The sequence below is a fragment of the Enterococcus sp. AZ050 genome (assembly GCF_051715085.1).
GTDB lineage: Bacteria > Bacillota > Bacilli > Lactobacillales > Enterococcaceae > Enterococcus > Enterococcus faecalis.
This window is the reverse complement of the sequence record NZ_JBIOTC010000001.1, coordinates 1,616,453-1,635,028: the sequence shown is the minus strand read 5'-3', so window position 1 is coordinate 1,635,028 and position 18,576 is coordinate 1,616,453. Positions and strand designations below refer to the sequence as shown.

The window sequence follows — 18,576 nt, the reverse complement described above, 5'->3', positions numbered from 1 at the left end:
TCAATTTATGCAAATTATTTTAGCATCCCAATCTCCTCGCCGTCAGGAGTTATTAAAGCGTGTGGTCCCAGCTTTTACGATTGCACCAGCCGATATCGATGAAACTGTTGGCAAAGACGGCTTACCAGCAGAATATGTGGCGCAAATGGCTGCCCAAAAAGCAGCGGCTATAGCAGAACAATCCCCCGAAGCACTAGTCATTGGCTGCGATACAATTGTGGCATTGGCGGGAGAAATCCTCGGTAAACCGACTTCTCGGGAAGACGGTTATCGCATGTTGCGCCTGTTAAGTGGCAAAACACATGACGTGTATACAAGTGTGACGTTGAAACAAGGGGAAAAAGAGCGCTCCGCGACAGTTCATTCAACCGTTACGTTTTATCCACTGACAGACACGGAAATCCATGCGTACTTAGATACCGCAGAATATGCCGACAAAGCAGGCGCTTATGGTATCCAAGGACAAGGGGCATTACTAATTGAAGCAATCGCCGGCGATTATTACGCCATTATGGGCTTACCAATTGCCAAAGTAGCCCGACTACTAAAAGAATTCAACTAATAAAAGACAGTCCTTTTCATTCGTCAAAAGAGAAAGGACTGTCTTTTACTATGCAAACTATTAGGTGCCTGTTTGGCAAACGTGGTATCATTGAACCCAATAAATTGAACAGAAGAAAAGGAGTGGACAGAATGACAAAACCAACAGAAGAAGAATTAAAACAAACCTTGACGGATCTTCAATATGCCGTCACACAAGAAAACGCAACAGAACGCCCTTTTTCAGGAGAATATGATGACTTTTACCAAGACGGAATCTATGTAGACATTGTTAGTGGCGAGCCGTTGTTTAGCTCCCTGGACAAATACGATGCTGGTTGCGGCTGGCCATCCTTTACCAAACCAATTGAAAAACGTGGCGTCAAAGAAAAAGCTGATTTTAGTCACGGCATGCACCGAGTAGAAGTTCGCAGTCAAGAAGCAGATTCACATTTAGGGCATGTTTTCACTGATGGCCCACTCCAAGAAGGCGGCTTACGTTATTGCATTAATGCGGCAGCTTTGAGATTTGTGCCAGTGGCAGATTTAGAAAAAGAAGGCTATGGCGAGTACCTTTCTTTATTCAAATAATCCTCATTTTTTAGACAAATACGATAAAATAGTTAGAAGAAAGCGACTTTTGATGAATATCTTGTATGAAATACAGAAAATCTCTTGATTTATTTGGCTAGGACTACTATTATTTTAGAAGGAAAGTATTGTTCAGTTTTAACGAATTGGCTGAAATAGAAAGTGGAGGTTCTAATGTCGAAACATTATTTTGATCCAAGATTGAAAATCTTTTCTTTGAACTCTAATCGTCCCTTAGCAGAAAAAATTGCGGATGCTGTGGGTGTGGAGCTAGGAAAGTGCTCTGTAACACAATTTAGTGATGGCGAAATTCAAGTGAATATTGAAGAAAGTATTCGTGGTGCACATGTTTACGTCATTCAATCAACAAGTAGCCCTGTTAACGATAACTTAATGGAACTATTAATCATGATTGATGCGTTAAAACGTGCGAGTGCTAAAACAATTAACGTGGTTATGCCTTATTATGGGTATGCACGTCAAGACCGTAAAGCACGTGCCCGGGAACCAATCACTGCTAAACTTGTTGCAAACATGATTGAAAAAGCTGGCGCAACAAGAATGTTGACATTGGACTTACATGCGGTCCAAATTCAAGGATTCTTTGATATTCCAGTGGATCATTTGATGGGTGCACCATTAATTGCCGATTACTTCATCGAACACGGCATTCAAGGCGATGACGTCGTTGTCGTTTCCCCTGACCATGGTGGTGTAACGCGTGCGCGTAAATTGGCAGAATTCTTAAAAGCACCAATTGCGATCATTGACAAACGTCGTCCAAAAGCGAACGTAGCAGAAGTAATGAATATCATTGGTCATGTGGAAGGCAAAACATGTGTCTTAATTGATGACATGATTGACACAGCGGGGACAATTTCTCTTGCTGCAAACGCATTGAAAGAAGCCGGAGCAAAAGACGTTTACGCTTCTTGTACACATCCCGTTTTATCAGGACCAGCCTTACAACGTATTGAAGATTCAGCAATTGAACGCTTAGTTGTAACAGACTCTATTTACCTATCGGATGATCGTAAAATTGCAAAAATTGACGAAGTCAGCGTTGGTGAATTAATCGGAGATGCGATTAAACGTATCCACGAAAACAAACCAGTTAGTCCGTTATTTGAAACAAAAAATAAATAATTACAAAAAACCGCCTACATCATTTTTCTGATGTGGGCGGTTTTTTCTCTAAATCATTTTATCTAAAAATATATTTTAACCTGAATATTTATTAGGCATTCATGATATACGATAAGTGTAGAGAAGTTAATGCGGAGGCAAGCGCAAAGGAACATGCGCTTTGCGACGAGCATCGCAACAAAGTGAGAAGCGTAGGAGCAGAGACTTTCCTCTTTCGGTGAGGTGGTGCGTATGAGCGTACTTCCAAAATTTACAGAAAGGAGAGGCCTTTTGTCAGCATATGAAACAATTCAGACGATCCTAGGGTTTGGTATGTTTACCATTGCTTTGATTGCACTGATTGTGAAATTGCTTAAAAATGACAATAAAAAATAACCGTCAACTTTGACCGAGTACGGTTATTTTTAAATAATTCAAAAAGTCACCGTCTTAAACGGCTCTACATCAGAGAGGTATGTTGAAGCATATCTCTCTTTTCATTACTATCATAGCACAATTTCCTAAAAAAATATATTTGAAACTAATTATTTTTTAGTTTCACATGGTATAATCTAAGTGTAGAGAAGTTATGGCGGTGGCTATCTAATCTGAAAGTGAGGTGGTGCGTATGAGCGTACTTCCAAAATTTACAGAAAGGAGAGGCCTTTTGTCAGCATATGAAACAATTCAGACGATCCTAGGGTTTGGTATGTTTACCATTGCTTTGATTGCGCTGATTGTGAAATTGCTTAAAAATGACAATAAAAAATAACCGTCAACTTTGACCAAGCACGGTTATTTTTAAATAATTAACATGGTCACCGTCTTAAACGGCTCTACATCAGAGAGGTATGTTGAAGCATATCTCTCTTTTCATTTTCATTATAGCACATTTTCCCGAAAAGTACGAATAAATTTAGCGTTAATCCGTGAAATCCTAAAAGCTGTTAAAGAGGAGAAAAACCTCTGGGCTTTTTCTCTTTGCCTATAGTCTGTTTAGCCCGCTTTTTTGTTAAAATTTATCGTAAACTTCAATTACTGAGGTGCTATTCAGCTCAGACTTACTTATTTTAATTACTTCATGGGATTCAGTTAAAGATTTCGATTGGCTCTTTCGTGGCTGATTTATTAACGATAATAAAGATTGTGGGACGTACTTTTTGTTATTCTCTTTACATGTTAACGCCACAATCATTTTGCCTGAACGAATTGCTTTTTCATACTGTAAATTATAAAATTTTCCTCCATCGCATATTCGTACACCTGGAGAAATAAGCATTTCTAATAGAGAAATTACTTGTAATTTTTGGCCTGTGGTTCCATCATCTTTAGGTTTAATCCCGCGCAGTGAAACTTTATTATTTTTTAAAGCTCTGTAAAATTGAGTAGCCTTAAAACGAAATTTACAGCTCCCTTGTTTATCTATTTGATAATAGTCAACTCCGCATAAATGCATAAAATTCCCAGCTTCAAATTGAACGTTCATTTCTAACAATTTCTTTGTTTTCCGATGTTGATATGTATAAGTGAACATATGATTATTGAAGTTGGTGTCATAAATTAAGAACGCCTTTCTAATTGTGTCAAAATCTTTTTTCTCAATCATTAGTTTCTCCTATAAATAAAGAAGCCAAGCTTAGCTTGCCTTCTTTAAACTTCAAATATAATTCAGGTTTTTCTGTTGCTCACCAACTATTGGCTCTACGTCCAATTCTATATCGAGTTTTTCTGTTGCTCGCCAACTATCGGCTATTACTTCCGATTTCAGTATTGAGTTATTATGATGCCTGATCATCAAGAAACATCTACTTGTTTCTAATAAAAGTCTACCACAGAACCACGTTCAACTCAATCCTTTTTAATCCAATAATGGAGTGTAATGACAATAAAAAATAACCGTCAACTTTGACCAGCACGGTTATTTTTAAATAATCCAAAAGGTCACCGTCTCAAACGGCTCTACACTAGAGAGGTACGTTGACGCATCTCTCTCTTTTCATCTACATTCTAGCATAGATACAATGTAGATGAAAAGAGGTGCCTGCTGCTAAAGGTTCTTGTCCTTCTTTAGCGATTGAGCAGTGCATCAACGCTTAGTTCAGTCATTTCAGAGACTTGCATGTCGGCTCCGATTAAGGGTTGGCTGGCCGACAAGCCGACGGCATAGATGCCCGCGGCTTTCAAGCCGTCAATGCCTGATTGTGCATCTTCAAAGCCAATGGCGTTTTGCGGTAGCACGCCAATACTGTCAGCGGCGGCTAAAAAGATTTCAGGATCAGGTTTGCCTTTGCTTAACGAGTCGGGATCGACAATTGTGGCGAAGTACGCGCGCACGCCTAATTTTTCCAAAATCAGGGGGGCGTTTTTTGAAGCCGAAGCCACGGCACAGGGAATGTGACGTGCTTGGGCTTGCTGTAGCAATGGCACGACACCAGGTAAAACATCTTCTGTCGTTAAATGTTCTAATAATTGAACGTAGTGGTCATTTTTTTGCTGAGCTAAGGCTTCTTTTTCTGCTGGAGTAAACGCATTTTCACGGTGGCCATGGGCTAAAATGCGGTCCAAGGAATCCATCCGACTAATGCCTTTTAATGTTTCGTTGAAGGTTTCGTCAATGGAAATGCCTAGCGAATCGGCCAACGCTTTCCAAGCTTGATAATGAAATTTGGCGGTGTCAGTAATGACACCATCCAAATCAAAAATAAATCCAATCGTCATTGTGGTTCGCTCCTTTATTGATAATGTACTTCTTTTGGTCGTTCGGCGGTTAACGGAATCAACGCGCTCTGAACCAATAATTGTGTATCTTTATCTGCTGTAATCGTGACACTGGTTTGTGTTAATGAAAATTGATACGTCACGCCTTGATGAATAAACTGGAAGGCCAGCGCTTGCCAATGTTCAGGTAAGTTTGGACAAATTGATAACTCGTTCTGGCGCGTGTCAACGCCTGCATACGTCGCTAAAGTAACGTGAATCGTCGCAGCCATGACCCCTGTATGAATCCCTTCAGCGGTCGTGCCACCTTGAATGTCACGATAATCGGAATACAACGCTTCTTGATAAAGTTGCCAAGATAGCTCATGGAATTGCGCCATTTCTGCCAATTGGGCATGAACAATTCGTGATAAAGTCGAACCATGAGACGTCCGTTTTAGATAATACAAAAGATTTTTTTCCAAATAATCCGCAGGCAATTGATACCCTAAATCTTCTAAAATTTGATCCACCCGAGTTTTGTCTAAGTTGTAGAACAACATTAACGTGTCGGCTTGTTTCGCCACTTTGTAATCATCGGGGGATTCTCCTTCGGCTTTTAAAATTCGATCCATGCGGTAAATATTGCCGTATTTCTCTTTCATCGCCGCCCAGTCAATCTCTTTTAAGCCGAAATACCCTTCATATTGTGCAATAATGCCGTCAGAATTAACTTCAATTTCCAGTGAATTTTGAATTTGCTGCATGCGGGCTAAATCAGCCGAAGTAGTCTGAGTTTTGGCAAAAAGTTGTGCCTGTTCTTCCTCAGAGAAAAGTGCCAAAATGTTGGTTAATTCTTCGAATAGCCAAACCACCATCAAATTCGTATAGGCGTTGTTTTTCAAGCCGCTTTCCGTTTGGTCTGGATAGCCCTCGTGAAACTCATCAGGTCCCATCACTTTATCAATAAAGAACCGTCCTGTTGCGTCATCTAACGTCGCAGCGCTGTTCCAAAATTGAGCGATTTCTAACAACATTTCGCCGCCATATTGTTTCATAAATTCATGATCCTGTGTACTATGCCAATACAACCAAGCATTGTAAGCAATCGCCAAGGACATATGCCGTTGCAGAATACTATGATCCTCGCCCCAATGTCCATTCAACGGATTTAAGTGAAGTTTTTGCGTGGTTTCACACCCGTCACGTCCTGATTGCCACGGATACATTGCGCCACGATACTGGCTAGCCGCCGCATTTTCCTTCGCCTTCTCTAATCGATGGTAGCGATACAGCAACAATTGTTTCGCCGTGTCAGGATAATGTTGAATATAAAAAGGTAAAATAAAAATTTCATCCCAGAAAATATGTCCACGATACGCTTCACCATGCAAGCCTCGGGCGGTAATCGAGACGTCCAATGCTTGGGCTTGGTTACTAAAAGGCGAAGCCGAAGCCAGCAAGTGATAACTGTGAATCCGTAAAAGTTTTTGAGACATCAAATCGCCTGTCACAGTAATGTTGGCTTGTTGCCAAAGAGTTTGCCAAGCGCAGGCGCTTTCCTGAGCGGCGGCCGCAAAAGAGTCTTTCGGCGTAAACGGTACCTGCCAACTTTGTTCGGCGTGGCTGGCTTGCACATAGACTTGTTTTTCTAGCGTATAGCGCGTGCCTTGGTGCGCCATCACGGTCACCACTTGGGCGATTTTTTCCGCTTCTTCTTGAATCATAATGGCTTCTTTTTCAAAAAAATCACCGGTTATCAAGGCCGTTTCTCGGACGCTCAAGTTAGATTGATTGGTACAAACCTCAATCACGGTTTTGTTTTCCTGCGCGCTTAATGCTGTCACCTGAAAATGTTTCGCTGTTAAGTTACGATACCGCGCCACGTTGTAGTTGTAGACACTGCCATCCGTGACGGTTTTCAAAGTAATCGGGGCCGAAAAGTTTAACGGCTCAAACGTATATTGCAGATGATAGTCATTCGGCTGCGCCATATTGGCGATTTTTTTCGTCGTTAATTTAATTTGCTGATTGTGGGCATCTTTCAAAATCATTTCTGCGACAAACAACCCCGTTTTCAAGTTCAATTGACGATGTACTTGTTGTAGCGTGTCTGGAGAAATCGTTAACCAGTCAGTGGCATCGCCAATTTTTAAAGCGATGTGTTGTTTGTCAGGAGCATTGACGAAATCTTCATTTTCCACTACTTGACCCGCAACTTCCGAAGCCGCTGTATTATAAAGCCCCGCAATGTAGGTCGCTGGATAATGATCATCAGAAATCGTCATCTCAGGTGTCGTGCCGCGTAAGCCTAAAAAGCCATTGCCGACAGTTAACAGGGACTCCACCGCATATTCATTTTTCCCAGGCACGTAGCCATAATAGTCCAAATGCCAAGCCAAATACTGCCGTTTTTCTTCAAATGCTGCCAGCAGATTCGGTGCCGCCGCTTGTTCGGCTGCTGTTAAAAGTGGCGTGTTCAACTGTTCTGCGAATGCTTGAATCACCGCTTGCGGAACCAGCGCCAACGTTTCCTCTGGCGAAAAGAAGTCCGCTGGGAAATCAGCCACAATTCCCCCCAGAATCGGCGCAGCCTCTGCCACAATCAATTGGCACAGTTCAGGAACCGTTTCTTCGATAGTCAAGGCTTCAAAAGGGAACGTTTTTTGGTGAAGCGGTTCCAATTTATGGTTAAAAAAAGTCGTCGTTAGTTGGTTCGTTGCGAATGTTAATTCTAAAATGGTCATGTTTGGCGCCTCCTTGTGAACTTGTATAGACATGTTTCGTTTGACTACAGTATAGTATGAACGAATCAGAATTACAAGGATTTTCCCTAGATTCTTGGGAAAACTTTTCCAGAAGGGGGCAGCAACAGACTACGCTGGGTCCGAAAAAAAGGCGGTCAAGCAGTGGTTTGGCTGGGGGAGTCAGTGGCGTAAGCAAGGCAGAAAGTGCGGGGGATTTTTCTGACCAGCTCTAGGTTTTTCGGAGGGAATATGCTATGCTTTTAGAAAAGAAATTGTTGGTAGAGGAGGATCGGCATGAACAAGTTTCATGACATATTTTTAGAATTAGAACAACAAATTGTCCAAGGCGACTATCAGCCAGGCGATTTATTACCTAGTGAAAATCAATTAGTGGAAACTTACAATGTTTCCCGTGAAACAATTCGGAAAGCCTTGAATTTACTGATTAACGCTGGCTACATTCAGAAAAAGCAAGGCAAAGGCTCGATTGTCTTAAACTTTAAAAAATTTAATTTTCCTATTTCAGGGGTGACCAGTTACAAGGAGTTACAACAAACGCAACATATTGAAAGTCATACTCATGTGGTTTCCTTAGAAGAAATTCCTGTAGAGCGCAACTTGGCTCAGTTGACTGGTTGGACCGAAGGGGCCCCTGTTTGGCGCTTAGTTCGGCAACGGGAGATTGAAGGGGAAGTCGATATTTTAGATATTGATTACTTGATTAAAGAGATTGTCCCTGAACTGCCGAAGCATCGTGCCGAAGATTCGATTTTCGATTATTTGGAAAACGACCTTGGCTTGGCGATTAGTTATGCCCAGAAAGAAATTACCGTGGAACCGCTCACAGAGATGGACAAGCAACTGATTGGTGAAGTCGAAGGCAATCATGTCGTCGTGGTCCGCAGTATCATGAACTTGGAAGATACTCGCTGTTTTGGCTATACGGAATCCCGTCACCGCTTAAACAAATTTAAGTTTGTGGAATTCGCCCGTCGCCGCAAGTTGTAAGGCGCAGTGACTAGCAAACACAAAAACGGCTGTCATTAAATGAAATTTGAAGATTTTTTCGCCGAAATCGCGGATAAATTTATAAGAATTTAGGAGAAAACGTCAAAAGGTAAGAGTTGAACCCTTACTTTTTGACGTTTTCTTGCTGTTTATTAATCGATTTTGCCGCGAAAATCATTAAATAACACTTTCAAATGTCAAAAAGTGTTGAAATTTATGTTTAAAACCAAGAGATATCATTGATATTAAAAGAACTGTTGATTTTTTCTATGCGCGGTTAAATATTTAAAATCACAGACACAGGGGAATCTTGTATAATTAAGGCCATAGCTTCAGAAGTACATTCTGGAAATTCTTAAACAAAAGGAGACGTACATAGATGAAAAAGAAATTATTTGCAAGTTTACTCGTTGGCAGCGCAGTTGTTGGGGCTAGCTTGGCGCCTCTTTCGGCACAGGCTGTCACGACAGGAAATACACCAGTACAGGTAGAATTTGAAGGTGGAACATTGCAAGATCAGGGGGATGATACTGGCCCAATCGTAGATCCCGATCCGACGCAACCGAATACGAATTTTGACTTATTAGCCATCCCGAAAATTTTTGACTTTTCTCCCGTAAAAATTGGTGAGGATGTAACCGCTATTAGACCCATTTCAACTGCGCCAAAATCGATCATGGTGGGTGATGTCCGCGGAACCAAAGAAGGTTGGCATGTCACTGGCGAAGTAGTGGGCATGAGCAATGGCACAGATACATTAGATGGACAGATTACTTTTGGAATGACACCATACTATGCCATATTCAATGAAAGTACGAGTTCTTACGGGGGCTTCAATACTCTGAATGGCATGAATATCGCTAATGATCCAACGGCCCCTAGCTTTAACGGTGCGAGCCTTAAGATTGGTGGCGGCGCCGCGGCTTTAATTAACGCTCCTCTAGGAAAAGGGCAAGGGACTTGGTCAGGTCGTTTAGATAACTTAACGTTAAATGTAACGACACCGATGCAAGAACTGAAAAAAGGCGCGTATACAGGAAATGTCACCTGGAATCTTGTCGCAGGACCAGCGATTTAAGCATAAACAGGTAAACAATAGCGGACGAAAGAGCTGTTTAAATGGTCTTCCATCCGTTCTTAAACAATCAATTAAAAAAGAGAGGTATGCAAAATGAAAAAGAAATTACTCGCAAGTTTGTTGGTAAGTAGCGCAGTGGTTGGCGCTAGTTTGGCACCACTGTCGGCACAGGCTGTGACGACAGGGAATACGCCAGTGCAGGTGGAGTTTGGTGGAGGATTATTACCAGACCAAGATAATAACAGTGGTGGGTCGACAGCACCTGAACCAGGAACACCCAACACGGATTTTGATATACTTGCTATTCCAAAGTATATAAATTTTGCTCCTTCAAAAATAGGGGAAGATCTTTCAGCTATTAAAACTAGCTTGGTCCGTAAACTTGTTCATGTCGGCGATGTACGTGGAACAAAGGAAGGTTGGCATCTAACTGCAGAAATCCCACAAATGATTAACGGAACCGACAAATTAGACGGAGAGCTTAACTTTAACTTGTCCGCTTATTATTCTGTATTTAGACTGGAAGAATCAGGAGGGCGCTACGTAATTTCAGCAAATCAAGATGGGACTAATATTCAAGATGACCTTAGCGCTCCAGATTTTATTGGAACAAATATAAAGTTGGGGAGTGGCGCTGTTACATTAGTTAATGCACCGACAGGCAAAGGGCAAGGAATGTGGGCTACTGACTTGGAAAATCTAACGTTAAACGTTACAACCCCAATGCAAGAGCTGAAAAAAGGCGCTTATACAGGTAACATCACCTGGAATCTCGTGGCAGGACCATCAATTTAAGTCCAAACAAAAAAGTCATCCCCTCAGGATGACTTTTTGCTTATTTCTCTGTGAAGGTGCTGTCTGTTTTGACAGTTTCAGCAGGCGGTGTTTGCGCCGCTAGCAAGTCGCGAATTTCTTTTAAGTAATCTTCGCTCGTTGGTACCACTTCTTCTTCTGCCGCTTCTTCTTTTTTGCCACGGTTTTTCATTTTGTTGGCCGCTTTGACAATCAAGAAGAGGACGAAAGCCGTAATTAAAAATGTAATAAGTGCACTAATCACGCTACCAATATTGAATTCAACGCCTTCGACTTTATAAACAAGGGCACCTAATGCATCGTCGGCACTCTTTTTCCCAGTCGTCAAGACAAAAATCAGACTAATTAACGGGGTAATCAAGCCTTCCACCACTTGTGTCACGATTGCAGTAAACGCACTACCAATGACAACACCGACGGCTAGATCTAAGACACTTCCGCGCATGATAAACTCTTTAAATTCTTTAATCATTCTTTTTTCCCTCCTCACTTTAAAAACAGTATACCGAATCTTCTTGAAAATTTGAACTGAAAAACTCTTATCATTCAGAAAGCACCTGAAGCTGTGTTATAATGGAGCTATTGGAAAAAACATTAAAAAATGCTTTAGAATTTACGCGATACATATATTTCACAGCATTCTTTAGGTAAGATGAAGCAAATGAAGGAGCGATGCGGCAATGTCTGTTCAATTAGTTAAAGGCGTGAATTTACACGTCATTCCTACAGAAAAATATAAAACGGTGCGTCTTTTAGTCCGCTTTAATACACGATTAAATCATGAAACCATTACAAAAAGAACGCTGTTGTCCAGTTTGATGGAAACCAACAGCTTGAATTACCCGAATCAAGTCAAGTTAAGTGAGCGTTTGGCGGAACTTTACGGCGCCAGTTTTGGGATTGGCGTTTCCAAAAAAGGCAATCAACATTGGTTTAATATTTCTATGAACATTGTCAATGATCATTATTTACAGGATAGTCAGGTGCTTGCCGAAGCGGTGGATTTTTTGAAGGAAATTATTTTTGCCCCCAATATTCAAGCGGGCCAATTTGAGGCGGAAACCTTCCAACGGGAGAAAGAGAACTTGAAAGCGTACTTGGAAAGTATTGTGGAGGATAAGCAAACCTATGCTTCTTTGGCGCTTCAAAGTGTCTATTTTAATCAATCGGAGGATCAAAAAATCCCTAGTTTTGGGACCGTTGCGGCGTTAGCTGAGGAAACAGCGGCGTCATTAGCAGCGTATTATCAAAAAATGCTGGCGGAAGATCAAGTGGATATTTTTGTTTTAGGTGATGTCAATGAGGCGGAGCTAGTGCCACTATTCAAGCAATTACCGTTTACGCCTCGTGAAGAAGGCAAAGCCGCGATTTTCTACAATCAACCAATTCGCAATGTGATTGAAGAGCGGACCGAGCGTGAGGTGTTAGCCCAATCGAAATTAAACTTGGCTTACAACACAGATATTTATTATGGCGATAGCTATTATTTTGCGTTGCAAGTGTTTAATGGGATTTTTGGCGGTTTCCCGCATTCTAAATTATTTATGAATGTCCGTGAGAAAGAGCATTTAGCGTATTATGCTTCTAGTAGTATCGACACCTTCCGTGGCTTCATGACGGTTCAAACAGGAATCGATGGCAAAAATCGGAATCAGGTCTTGCGTTTGATTTCGACAGAATTGGAAAATATTCGCTTAGGTAAGATTAGCGAATTAGAAATTGAACAAACGAAAGCAATGTTAAAAAATCAGTATATCTTAGCGTTAGATAATGCAGGCGCGTGGCTGGAAAAAGAATACTTGAACGAATTAATGCCGCAGACAATGCTGACGGCGGAGGAATGGATTGCGCGGATTAATGCCGTGACTATTCCAGAAATCCAAGAAGTAGCCAAACGCTTGGAACTTCAAGCGATCTTCTTTTTGGAAGGAGAAACGGAAAATGATTAAAAAAGACTATGCACAAATTAAAGAAACATTGTATACAGAAACACTGGAAAATGGGTTAAAGGTTTACCTATTACCGAAAAATGATTTCCAAAAAACGTATGGCTTGTTTACGACCGATTATGGTTCCATTGACAATACGTTCGTGCCAATTGGTCAAGAGGAAATGATTGAAGTGCCTGACGGAATCGCCCACTTTTTAGAACATAAAATGTTTGAAAAAGAAGATGGCGATGTCTTCCAAAAATTTGGGCAACAAGGGGCTTCAGCGAATGCCTTTACCAGTTTTACGAAAACGAGTTATTTGTTTTCAACGACGGATCAAGTGACACAAAATCTAGAAACGTTGCTTGATTTTGTGCAATCGCCGTATTTCACGAAGGAAACGGTCGAAAAAGAAAAAGGCATCATCGGACAAGAAATTCAAATGTATTTAGATGATCCTAACTGGCGCTTGTTCTTTGGTATTTTAGGTAACCTTTATCCGAAACATCCATTGCATATTGATATAGCCGGCACAGTGGCAAGTATTGCGGAGATTACCGCAGAGGATTTGTATACATGCTACAATACGTTTTATCATCCAAGTAATATGACCTTATTCGTGGTAGGGAAAATGGACCCTGAAGCGTTAATGGCGTTCATTCGTGAAAATCAAGCGGCGAAAGAGTTTCCTGCCGCCCAACCTATTCGTCGGCATTTTCCTGAAGAAACAGCTGCCGACATTGTCAAAGAGAGCGCCATTGAAATGGCGGTCACACGGGCAAAAGTGCTTGTTGGCTTGAAAGGCTTAGATGAAGTGCCAACAACGGGTCGTGACTTAATGAAATATCAAATCACCGTGAACTTGTTGTTACAATTATTGTTTGGTAATACCTCTCAAAACTATTTGGCTCTTTATGATGAAGGCTTGTTAGATGATAGTTTTAGTTATGACTTTAATTTAGATCGCAGTTTCCATTTTGCGGATATTGGCGGCGATAGTGAGCAACCAGAAGTCTTAGCAGAACGAATTGAAGCTATTTTATTATCTGCCACAACAAGTCCAGAATTAACGGAAGAAAATTTGTCCTTATTGAAGAAAAAAATGATTGGTAAATATTTCCAATCCTTAAACTCTTTAGAGTATATCGCCAACCAATTTTCACAATCATTGTTTGGGGAAACCACGCTGTTTGATAAGATTGAAGTCATTGAAAGTATTCAATTAGCCGACGTCCGCCAAGTAGCAGAGACCTTTATTCGTGAAGAAGGATTGAGCCGTTTCTACATGTATCCTAAAGGAGAAACCGAGCAATAAACCAACTGTTTAAGAAAAAGAAAAATCTTTGAAATCTTTCAATTTTGTTATCCTCAGTTGGCTTCTTTTGTGGTATTCTTAAAGGACGGGAATGTTTTCCTTGGCAATTGAAAAAGACTGATGAGACAATCGATAAATTAACAAAATAGACTGGAGAAGATGGACGAGTGGCCAGCGTAAATATTGGAGAAACACTAAAAGAAGCAAGATTGCAGAAGAACATCACAATTGATGAACTGCAACAAATGACAAAAATTCAAAAAAGATATTTAGAAATTATTGAACAAAACGATTTTGAGTCCTTACCAGGCACCTTTTATGTGCGGGCGTTTATCCGCCAATATGCAAGTGCGGTCGGCTTAGATGGCAATCAATTGGTAGATATCTATGATGGCAAAGAGCCTGAAATTGTCGAAGAACCCAAGCCAGTGTATGAAGAGCTTGAAGGATCACGTAAGCAATTGCATGACGAAGAAAAGCAATCCAGTTGGTTACTGCGGAACTTACCAGCCATTGCCTTTTCGTTAATTGGTTTAGCCATTGCGGTCGTAGTGCTGTACATTATGTGGCAAGATCAAAAAGCCGAACCGATTATTCAAACACCGGCAACTAGTGCCAGTGTGGAAAAACCCAAAGAATCAAGTCAAGCCCCAGAAAGTAGCACACAAAGTAGTACACCGCCGTCTTCTTCAAGCGAACCAGAGAAGAAAACAGCTGTGGCTGTGGTGAGTGATGCTAACAATCAAGTGACTGCAACGGTTAAAGATGCGAATAGTCCAATCAACATTACCTTTAAAGGCACTGAAGGCTCTTGCTGGATTGGCGTGATGGTCGATGGCAACTATACGTACCAACACACCCTGCAAGCAGGAGAAACAGAAACAACAGCTTTACCTGCGAATGCCGCCAATGCAACACTGATTTTAGGCGCCTCAAATAACGTCGCCATTCAAGTCGATGGCGCCGATTTAACACTGGAAAAAACGCCAGTTTTAATTCGTAAGGATGTTACATTAGGGATTACGTATCGTTAGAAATGGTGTAAGAAGAATCTGGATAAACTGTCAAACGGCAATTATTCCAGATTCTTTTCTTTTATAATTAACAGCGAATGGTTAAAAAGACGACAATAATAATTCAAGAGAGAAGGGGTTATCAATGCTTAAAATAGTTAATAAAAAATTTAATCTTATCACCATATTTTCAATCGCTCTGTTGGTCATGGGCTTCTTGATTGTTGGCTTACAACTGTATTTCTACTTTATCTATGGTTCTAAATTTTTAGACAGTATCACATTGATTGGAATGATTAATTTAGGTTTAGGCTATTACCAGCTCTTTCTAAAAAAAGGCAAGAATATTTCTGAATAAACGGTCAAACGGCAATTATTCCAGATTCTTTTCTTTTTTTCGTGACACTGCCAGCAAGATAACGTAAAATAGAACAGGAGAAGGAAGGGGCAATTGAAGTGAATTTACCAAATAAATTAACAGTTTTAAGAATATTTATGATTCCGATTTTTATTATTATTGTGTCAGTGCCAATGGACTGGGGAACGATTAGTTTTGGCGACACAACGTTAGCCGTTACCCAATTAGTGGGCGCGATTATTTTTGCAGTTGCTAGTTTTACAGACTGGTTGGATGGCAAAATTGCCCGTGCGCAAGGCTTGGTGACGAACTTCGGAAAATTTGCGGACCCATTAGCGGACAAAATGCTAGTGATGACCGCTTTTATCGTCTTAGTTGGTCAAGGCAAAGTACCCGCTTGGATTGTAGCAATTATTGTTTGTCGTGAATTGGCAGTAACTGGTTTACGGTTGTTATTAGTCGAACATGGCGAAGTAATGGCAGCAGCTTGGCCGGGAAAAGTAAAAACAGCTACCCAAATGGTTGCAATTATTTTACTATTCATTAACAACATTCCATTTTCAGCACTTCATCTACCACTAGATCAAATCATGCTATATGCCTGCTTGATTTTCACCATTTACTCTGGTGTTGATTATTTTGCTAAGAATAAAGATGTTTTTAAAGGTTCGATGTAAAGAGAGAATCAAAACGCTTGGCTTGTGCCAAGCGTTTTTTTAGTATTCATGATTGAATGGACAAATAGATTTTTAAGTAGAGGAACAGATGAATCGATAAAACAAATCGGCAGTTTCTGTATGCTATTTTTCATTTTGGTTATATCTACATACAAATAATTAGTTCGTTGTTGACAAAGTAAACTAAATAGATTACTATTTAGTTCGTTAGCTTATATATAAACTAAATAAATTTTTTTGGAGGAAATTATGAAAAAAACAGATATTTTAAATAAACTATTAAAAATTGCTCAACAACCTTACTTAATCTTTGCTTCTAGCATAGAGGAGAAACCAGATAACACTTTTGAAACGTTAAAATTGCTTGCTTCTGAAGAAAATGTAACAGCTGGAAGAATCGCTGAATATTTAGATATAAAACCTTCTAGTGTGACACAAATCATAAAAAAATTAGAGTCTGTTAAAGCAGTTAAACGAGTCAAAAATGAATCAGATGCTCGGGTCACATTCGTTGTATTGACCGATAAGGGACGAGAAAGTTTAAGTACTCAAGGAAATATTTCCAATGGATTTAATGAAGAAATGTTTAAGGGCTTTTCAGAGGAGGAACTAGAGTCTTTAAATAATTATTTAGAACGTATAGAAAAGAATATTTCTAGTGAAGAATTTTTAGATAAAATTGAAACAATTTTTGGCGACGATAAAAATTGGGAACATTTCAGAAAAATATCAGCTAGATATGGTAGAGCTAGAGAACAGATGATGGGACATGATGGCTTTGGTAGATTTGGTGAATTCAATGGTGAATACGGTGGCTTTGAAGGATGGAAGAGAGGTCGGAGAAGATAATGGCAGTAGGTGGAGGCGGCAAAAATAGTCATGATTCTATCCGAGCAGATAAAACAAAATTTTCGTTTAAAGAATTTTTAGGCTTAATCAAGATGACAGAGCCTAACTATTTACTGCTTGGCATTGGGATGATATTTCTTGTGATTTCTTCTAGTATCCAAGTGTACGTTCCAAAACTTGCTTCAAGTTTAGTCAATAATTTTCAAAAGGGAGTAGATTATAGTTTATTAGGTAAAGTTGTTGGATTATTTATATTTTCAGCACTCGTTTCTGCATTAGGAGGGACAATTTTAGGTATTTTTGGTGAAAATGTCATCCAAAATATGCGTAAACGCTTATGGAATAAATTAACTATTCTAAAAGTTTCTTATTTTGACTCTGTTAAAGCGGGTGAAATATCCAGCCGGGTCGTAAATGATACTAATCAAGTTAAGCAATTGTTAGCCGTTACTTTTCCTCAAACAGTTGCCAGTGTGATTACAGTTATTGGTACGGTATATATGATGATTAAAATGGATTGGCATATGTCGCTTGCTATGGTAATTGCTGTTCCTGTTGTAATCCTTTGTATGATTCCAGTAATGGCATTTGGTTCAAAAGTTAGTCACATTCGCCAAGATGCTATGAGTCAATTTAACGGACTTGCTACTGAAACGTTGAGTGAAATTCGTTTAGTCAAAACTTCTAATGCTGAATCTCAGGCGCAGGTTCGTGCTGCAAATGAAGTGGATCGGTTATTTAATGTAGGGAAAAAAGAAGCAATATTTGATGCATCTATGCAACCAATTATGATGATGGTCTTTATGAGCATGGTATTTGGGCTATTAGCATATGGGATGCATCGAATTGCCGTTGGTGTGATGACAATCGGAACATTGATGAGTTTCTTAATGTATCTATTTAATCTTATTGGTGCCATGCCAATCATTGCGACGTTATTTTCTGAAGTAGCTAAAGCAGCAGGATCAACGCGACGAGTGCAAGAATTGTTATCTAGAGAACCTGAAGACTTTGAAAGTGGACAAGATATTGATTTATCGGAAAAGACTTTATTAGTTAAAAATGTAAAATTTTCTTATGAAGATGCACCAGAGGAACCTATCTTAACAGACATTTCTTTTACTGCTCAGCCAAACCAAGTAATTGCTTTTGCTGGCCCATCAGGTGGCGGGAAATCGACGATTTTTAGTTTAATTGAAAGGTTTTATGAACCTACAGAAGGACAAATTAAATTTGGAGATATTGACATAAAAGATATCAAATTATCAGATTATCGTCGTCAAATCGGCTTTGTATCACAGGATTCTGCGATTATGGCAGGGACAATCAGAGATAATCTAACGTATGGCTTAGCAGAAAACTTCTCAGATGAACAACTATGGGATGTCTTGGAACTAGCATATGCGCGAAAATTTGTAGAAGAAATGCCAGATAAATTGAATACGGAAGTCGGTGAACGTGGCGTTAAAATTTCTGGAGGACAAAGACAGCGTATTGCAATTGCTCGTGCATTCTTGCGGAATCCCAAGATTCTAATGTTAGATGAAGCTACTGCTAGCCTAGATTCAGAATCTGAGATGAAGGTTCAAGAGGCATTGTCCAATTTAATGAAGGGCCGAACGACATTGGTTATTGCCCATAGATTGTCGACAATTGTTGATGCGGATAGCATTTACTTTGTTGAAAAAGGGAAAGTAACTGGTTCAGGAAAACATGATGAGCTAGTAAGTAAACATAAAACTTACGCTAAATATGTGTCCGAACAATTTAAAGTAATGGAATGAACGAAATAAGCAAACTTAAAATGAAGCTAAGACAACACATGCATTTAACT

19 protein-coding genes are annotated in these 18,576 nt (G+C 40.0%); 15 read left to right on the top strand and 4 right to left on the bottom strand.

What is annotated here, in order from left to right:
* Positions 1 to 7: 7 nt before the first annotated feature.
* The 5 genes from IGJ04_RS07970 to pepG1 (IGJ04_RS07950) all read left to right on the top strand — a co-directional run bounded on the left by IGJ04_RS07970 (position 8) and on the right by pepG1 (IGJ04_RS07950) (position 3,028).
* A complete protein-coding gene (locus IGJ04_RS07970) occupies positions 8 to 562 on the top strand; it encodes a Maf family protein (protein ID WP_002378827.1) in 555 nt (184 codons plus the stop codon).
* 131 nt (positions 563 to 693) lie between these two features.
* Complete coding sequence (msrB, locus tag IGJ04_RS07965; RefSeq protein ID WP_002354871.1) at positions 694 to 1,131, top strand: peptide-methionine (R)-S-oxide reductase MsrB; 438 nt, start codon at positions 694 to 696, stop codon at positions 1,129 to 1,131.
* 174 nt (positions 1,132 to 1,305) lie between these two features.
* The gene (locus IGJ04_RS07960; protein WP_002381060.1) at positions 1,306 to 2,277 is read left to right on the top strand and encodes a ribose-phosphate diphosphokinase; all 972 of its coding nucleotides are present in this window, start codon (positions 1,306 to 1,308) and stop codon (positions 2,275 to 2,277) included.
* A gap of 231 nt (positions 2,278 to 2,508) precedes the next feature.
* Entirely contained in the window at positions 2,509 to 2,652 is a 144-nt protein-coding gene (gene pepG1, locus IGJ04_RS07955; protein WP_002392696.1) for a type I toxin-antitoxin system toxin PepG1, read from the top strand.
* Positions 2,653 to 2,884: 232 nt separating this feature from the next.
* Complete coding sequence (gene pepG1, locus IGJ04_RS07950) at positions 2,885 to 3,028, top strand: type I toxin-antitoxin system toxin PepG1 (RefSeq protein WP_002392696.1); 144 nt, start codon at positions 2,885 to 2,887, stop codon at positions 3,026 to 3,028.
* 240 nt (positions 3,029 to 3,268) lie between these two features.
* Here pepG1 (IGJ04_RS07950) and IGJ04_RS07945 read toward each other — a convergent pair whose 3' ends face one another.
* The 3 genes from IGJ04_RS07945 to IGJ04_RS07935 all read right to left on the bottom strand — a co-directional run bounded on the left by IGJ04_RS07945 (position 3,269) and on the right by IGJ04_RS07935 (position 7,733).
* Complete coding sequence (locus tag IGJ04_RS07945) at positions 3,269 to 3,862, bottom strand: PBECR4 domain-containing protein (protein ID WP_010706987.1); 594 nt, start codon at positions 3,860 to 3,862, stop codon at positions 3,269 to 3,271.
* 461 nt (positions 3,863 to 4,323) lie between these two features.
* Positions 4,324 to 4,974, bottom strand: a complete 651-nt coding sequence (gene pgmB / locus IGJ04_RS07940) for a beta-phosphoglucomutase (RefSeq protein ID WP_002354875.1) — start codon at positions 4,972 to 4,974, stop codon at positions 4,324 to 4,326.
* A 14-nt stretch (positions 4,975 to 4,988) separates the two neighbouring features.
* Positions 4,989 to 7,733, bottom strand: coding sequence for a glycoside hydrolase family 65 protein (locus IGJ04_RS07935; protein WP_438840103.1), 2,745 nt, complete (start codon positions 7,731 to 7,733; stop codon positions 4,989 to 4,991).
* Positions 7,734 to 7,994: 261 nt separating this feature from the next.
* Here IGJ04_RS07935 and treR point away from each other — a divergent pair, with 261 nt between their 5' ends.
* The 3 genes from treR to IGJ04_RS07920 all read left to right on the top strand — a co-directional run bounded on the left by treR (position 7,995) and on the right by IGJ04_RS07920 (position 10,581).
* Positions 7,995 to 8,708, top strand: coding sequence for a trehalose operon repressor (treR, locus tag IGJ04_RS07930; protein ID WP_002354877.1), 714 nt, complete (start codon positions 7,995 to 7,997; stop codon positions 8,706 to 8,708).
* A 379-nt stretch (positions 8,709 to 9,087) separates the two neighbouring features.
* A complete protein-coding gene (locus tag IGJ04_RS07925) occupies positions 9,088 to 9,786 on the top strand; it encodes a WxL domain-containing protein (RefSeq protein WP_033625718.1) in 699 nt (232 codons plus the stop codon).
* Positions 9,787 to 9,879: 93 nt separating this feature from the next.
* Entirely contained in the window at positions 9,880 to 10,581 is a 702-nt protein-coding gene (locus IGJ04_RS07920) for a WxL domain-containing protein (protein ID WP_016618608.1), read from the top strand.
* A gap of 40 nt (positions 10,582 to 10,621) precedes the next feature.
* Here the strand turns inward: IGJ04_RS07920 and mscL are convergent, their stop codons facing one another.
* On the bottom strand, positions 10,622 to 11,071 hold the full coding sequence (gene mscL / locus IGJ04_RS07915) for a large conductance mechanosensitive channel protein MscL (RefSeq protein ID WP_002354883.1): 450 nt from the start codon (positions 11,069 to 11,071) through the stop codon (positions 10,622 to 10,624).
* A 208-nt stretch (positions 11,072 to 11,279) separates the two neighbouring features.
* Between mscL and yfmF the strand changes: the two genes are divergently transcribed.
* From yfmF to IGJ04_RS07880, 7 genes are all read left to right on the top strand, one after another.
* On the top strand, positions 11,280 to 12,548 hold the full coding sequence (gene yfmF, locus IGJ04_RS07910) for an EF-P 5-aminopentanol modification-associated protein YfmF (RefSeq protein WP_002398177.1): 1,269 nt from the start codon (positions 11,280 to 11,282) through the stop codon (positions 12,546 to 12,548).
* Positions 12,541 to 13,845 carry an EF-P 5-aminopentanol modification-associated protein YfmH gene (yfmH, locus tag IGJ04_RS07905; RefSeq protein WP_010824020.1) on the top strand — a complete coding sequence of 435 codons (1,305 nt, stop codon included), beginning with the start codon at positions 12,541 to 12,543 and terminating at the stop codon, positions 13,843 to 13,845. The genes yfmF and yfmH overlap by 8 nt, the downstream gene beginning before the upstream one ends.
* A gap of 167 nt (positions 13,846 to 14,012) precedes the next feature.
* Positions 14,013 to 14,879: a RodZ domain-containing protein gene (locus tag IGJ04_RS07900; protein WP_010776182.1), complete on the top strand. Its 867-nt coding sequence runs from the start codon at positions 14,013 to 14,015 to the stop codon at positions 14,877 to 14,879.
* Positions 14,880 to 15,003: 124 nt separating this feature from the next.
* Positions 15,004 to 15,216 carry a hypothetical protein gene (locus tag IGJ04_RS07895; RefSeq protein WP_002359021.1) on the top strand — a complete coding sequence of 71 codons (213 nt, stop codon included), beginning with the start codon at positions 15,004 to 15,006 and terminating at the stop codon, positions 15,214 to 15,216.
* Positions 15,217 to 15,314: 98 nt separating this feature from the next.
* Positions 15,315 to 15,893, top strand: coding sequence for a CDP-diacylglycerol--glycerol-3-phosphate 3-phosphatidyltransferase (gene pgsA, locus IGJ04_RS07890; protein WP_002365382.1), 579 nt, complete (start codon positions 15,315 to 15,317; stop codon positions 15,891 to 15,893).
* A 249-nt stretch (positions 15,894 to 16,142) separates the two neighbouring features.
* Positions 16,143 to 16,742, top strand: coding sequence for a MarR family winged helix-turn-helix transcriptional regulator (locus IGJ04_RS07885; RefSeq protein WP_002359022.1), 600 nt, complete (start codon positions 16,143 to 16,145; stop codon positions 16,740 to 16,742).
* On the top strand, positions 16,742 to 18,526 hold the full coding sequence (locus tag IGJ04_RS07880) for an ABC transporter ATP-binding protein (protein ID WP_438840102.1): 1,785 nt from the start codon (positions 16,742 to 16,744) through the stop codon (positions 18,524 to 18,526). Before IGJ04_RS07885 ends, IGJ04_RS07880 begins: the two co-directional genes overlap by 1 nt.
* Positions 18,527 to 18,576: the final 50 nt, after the last annotated feature.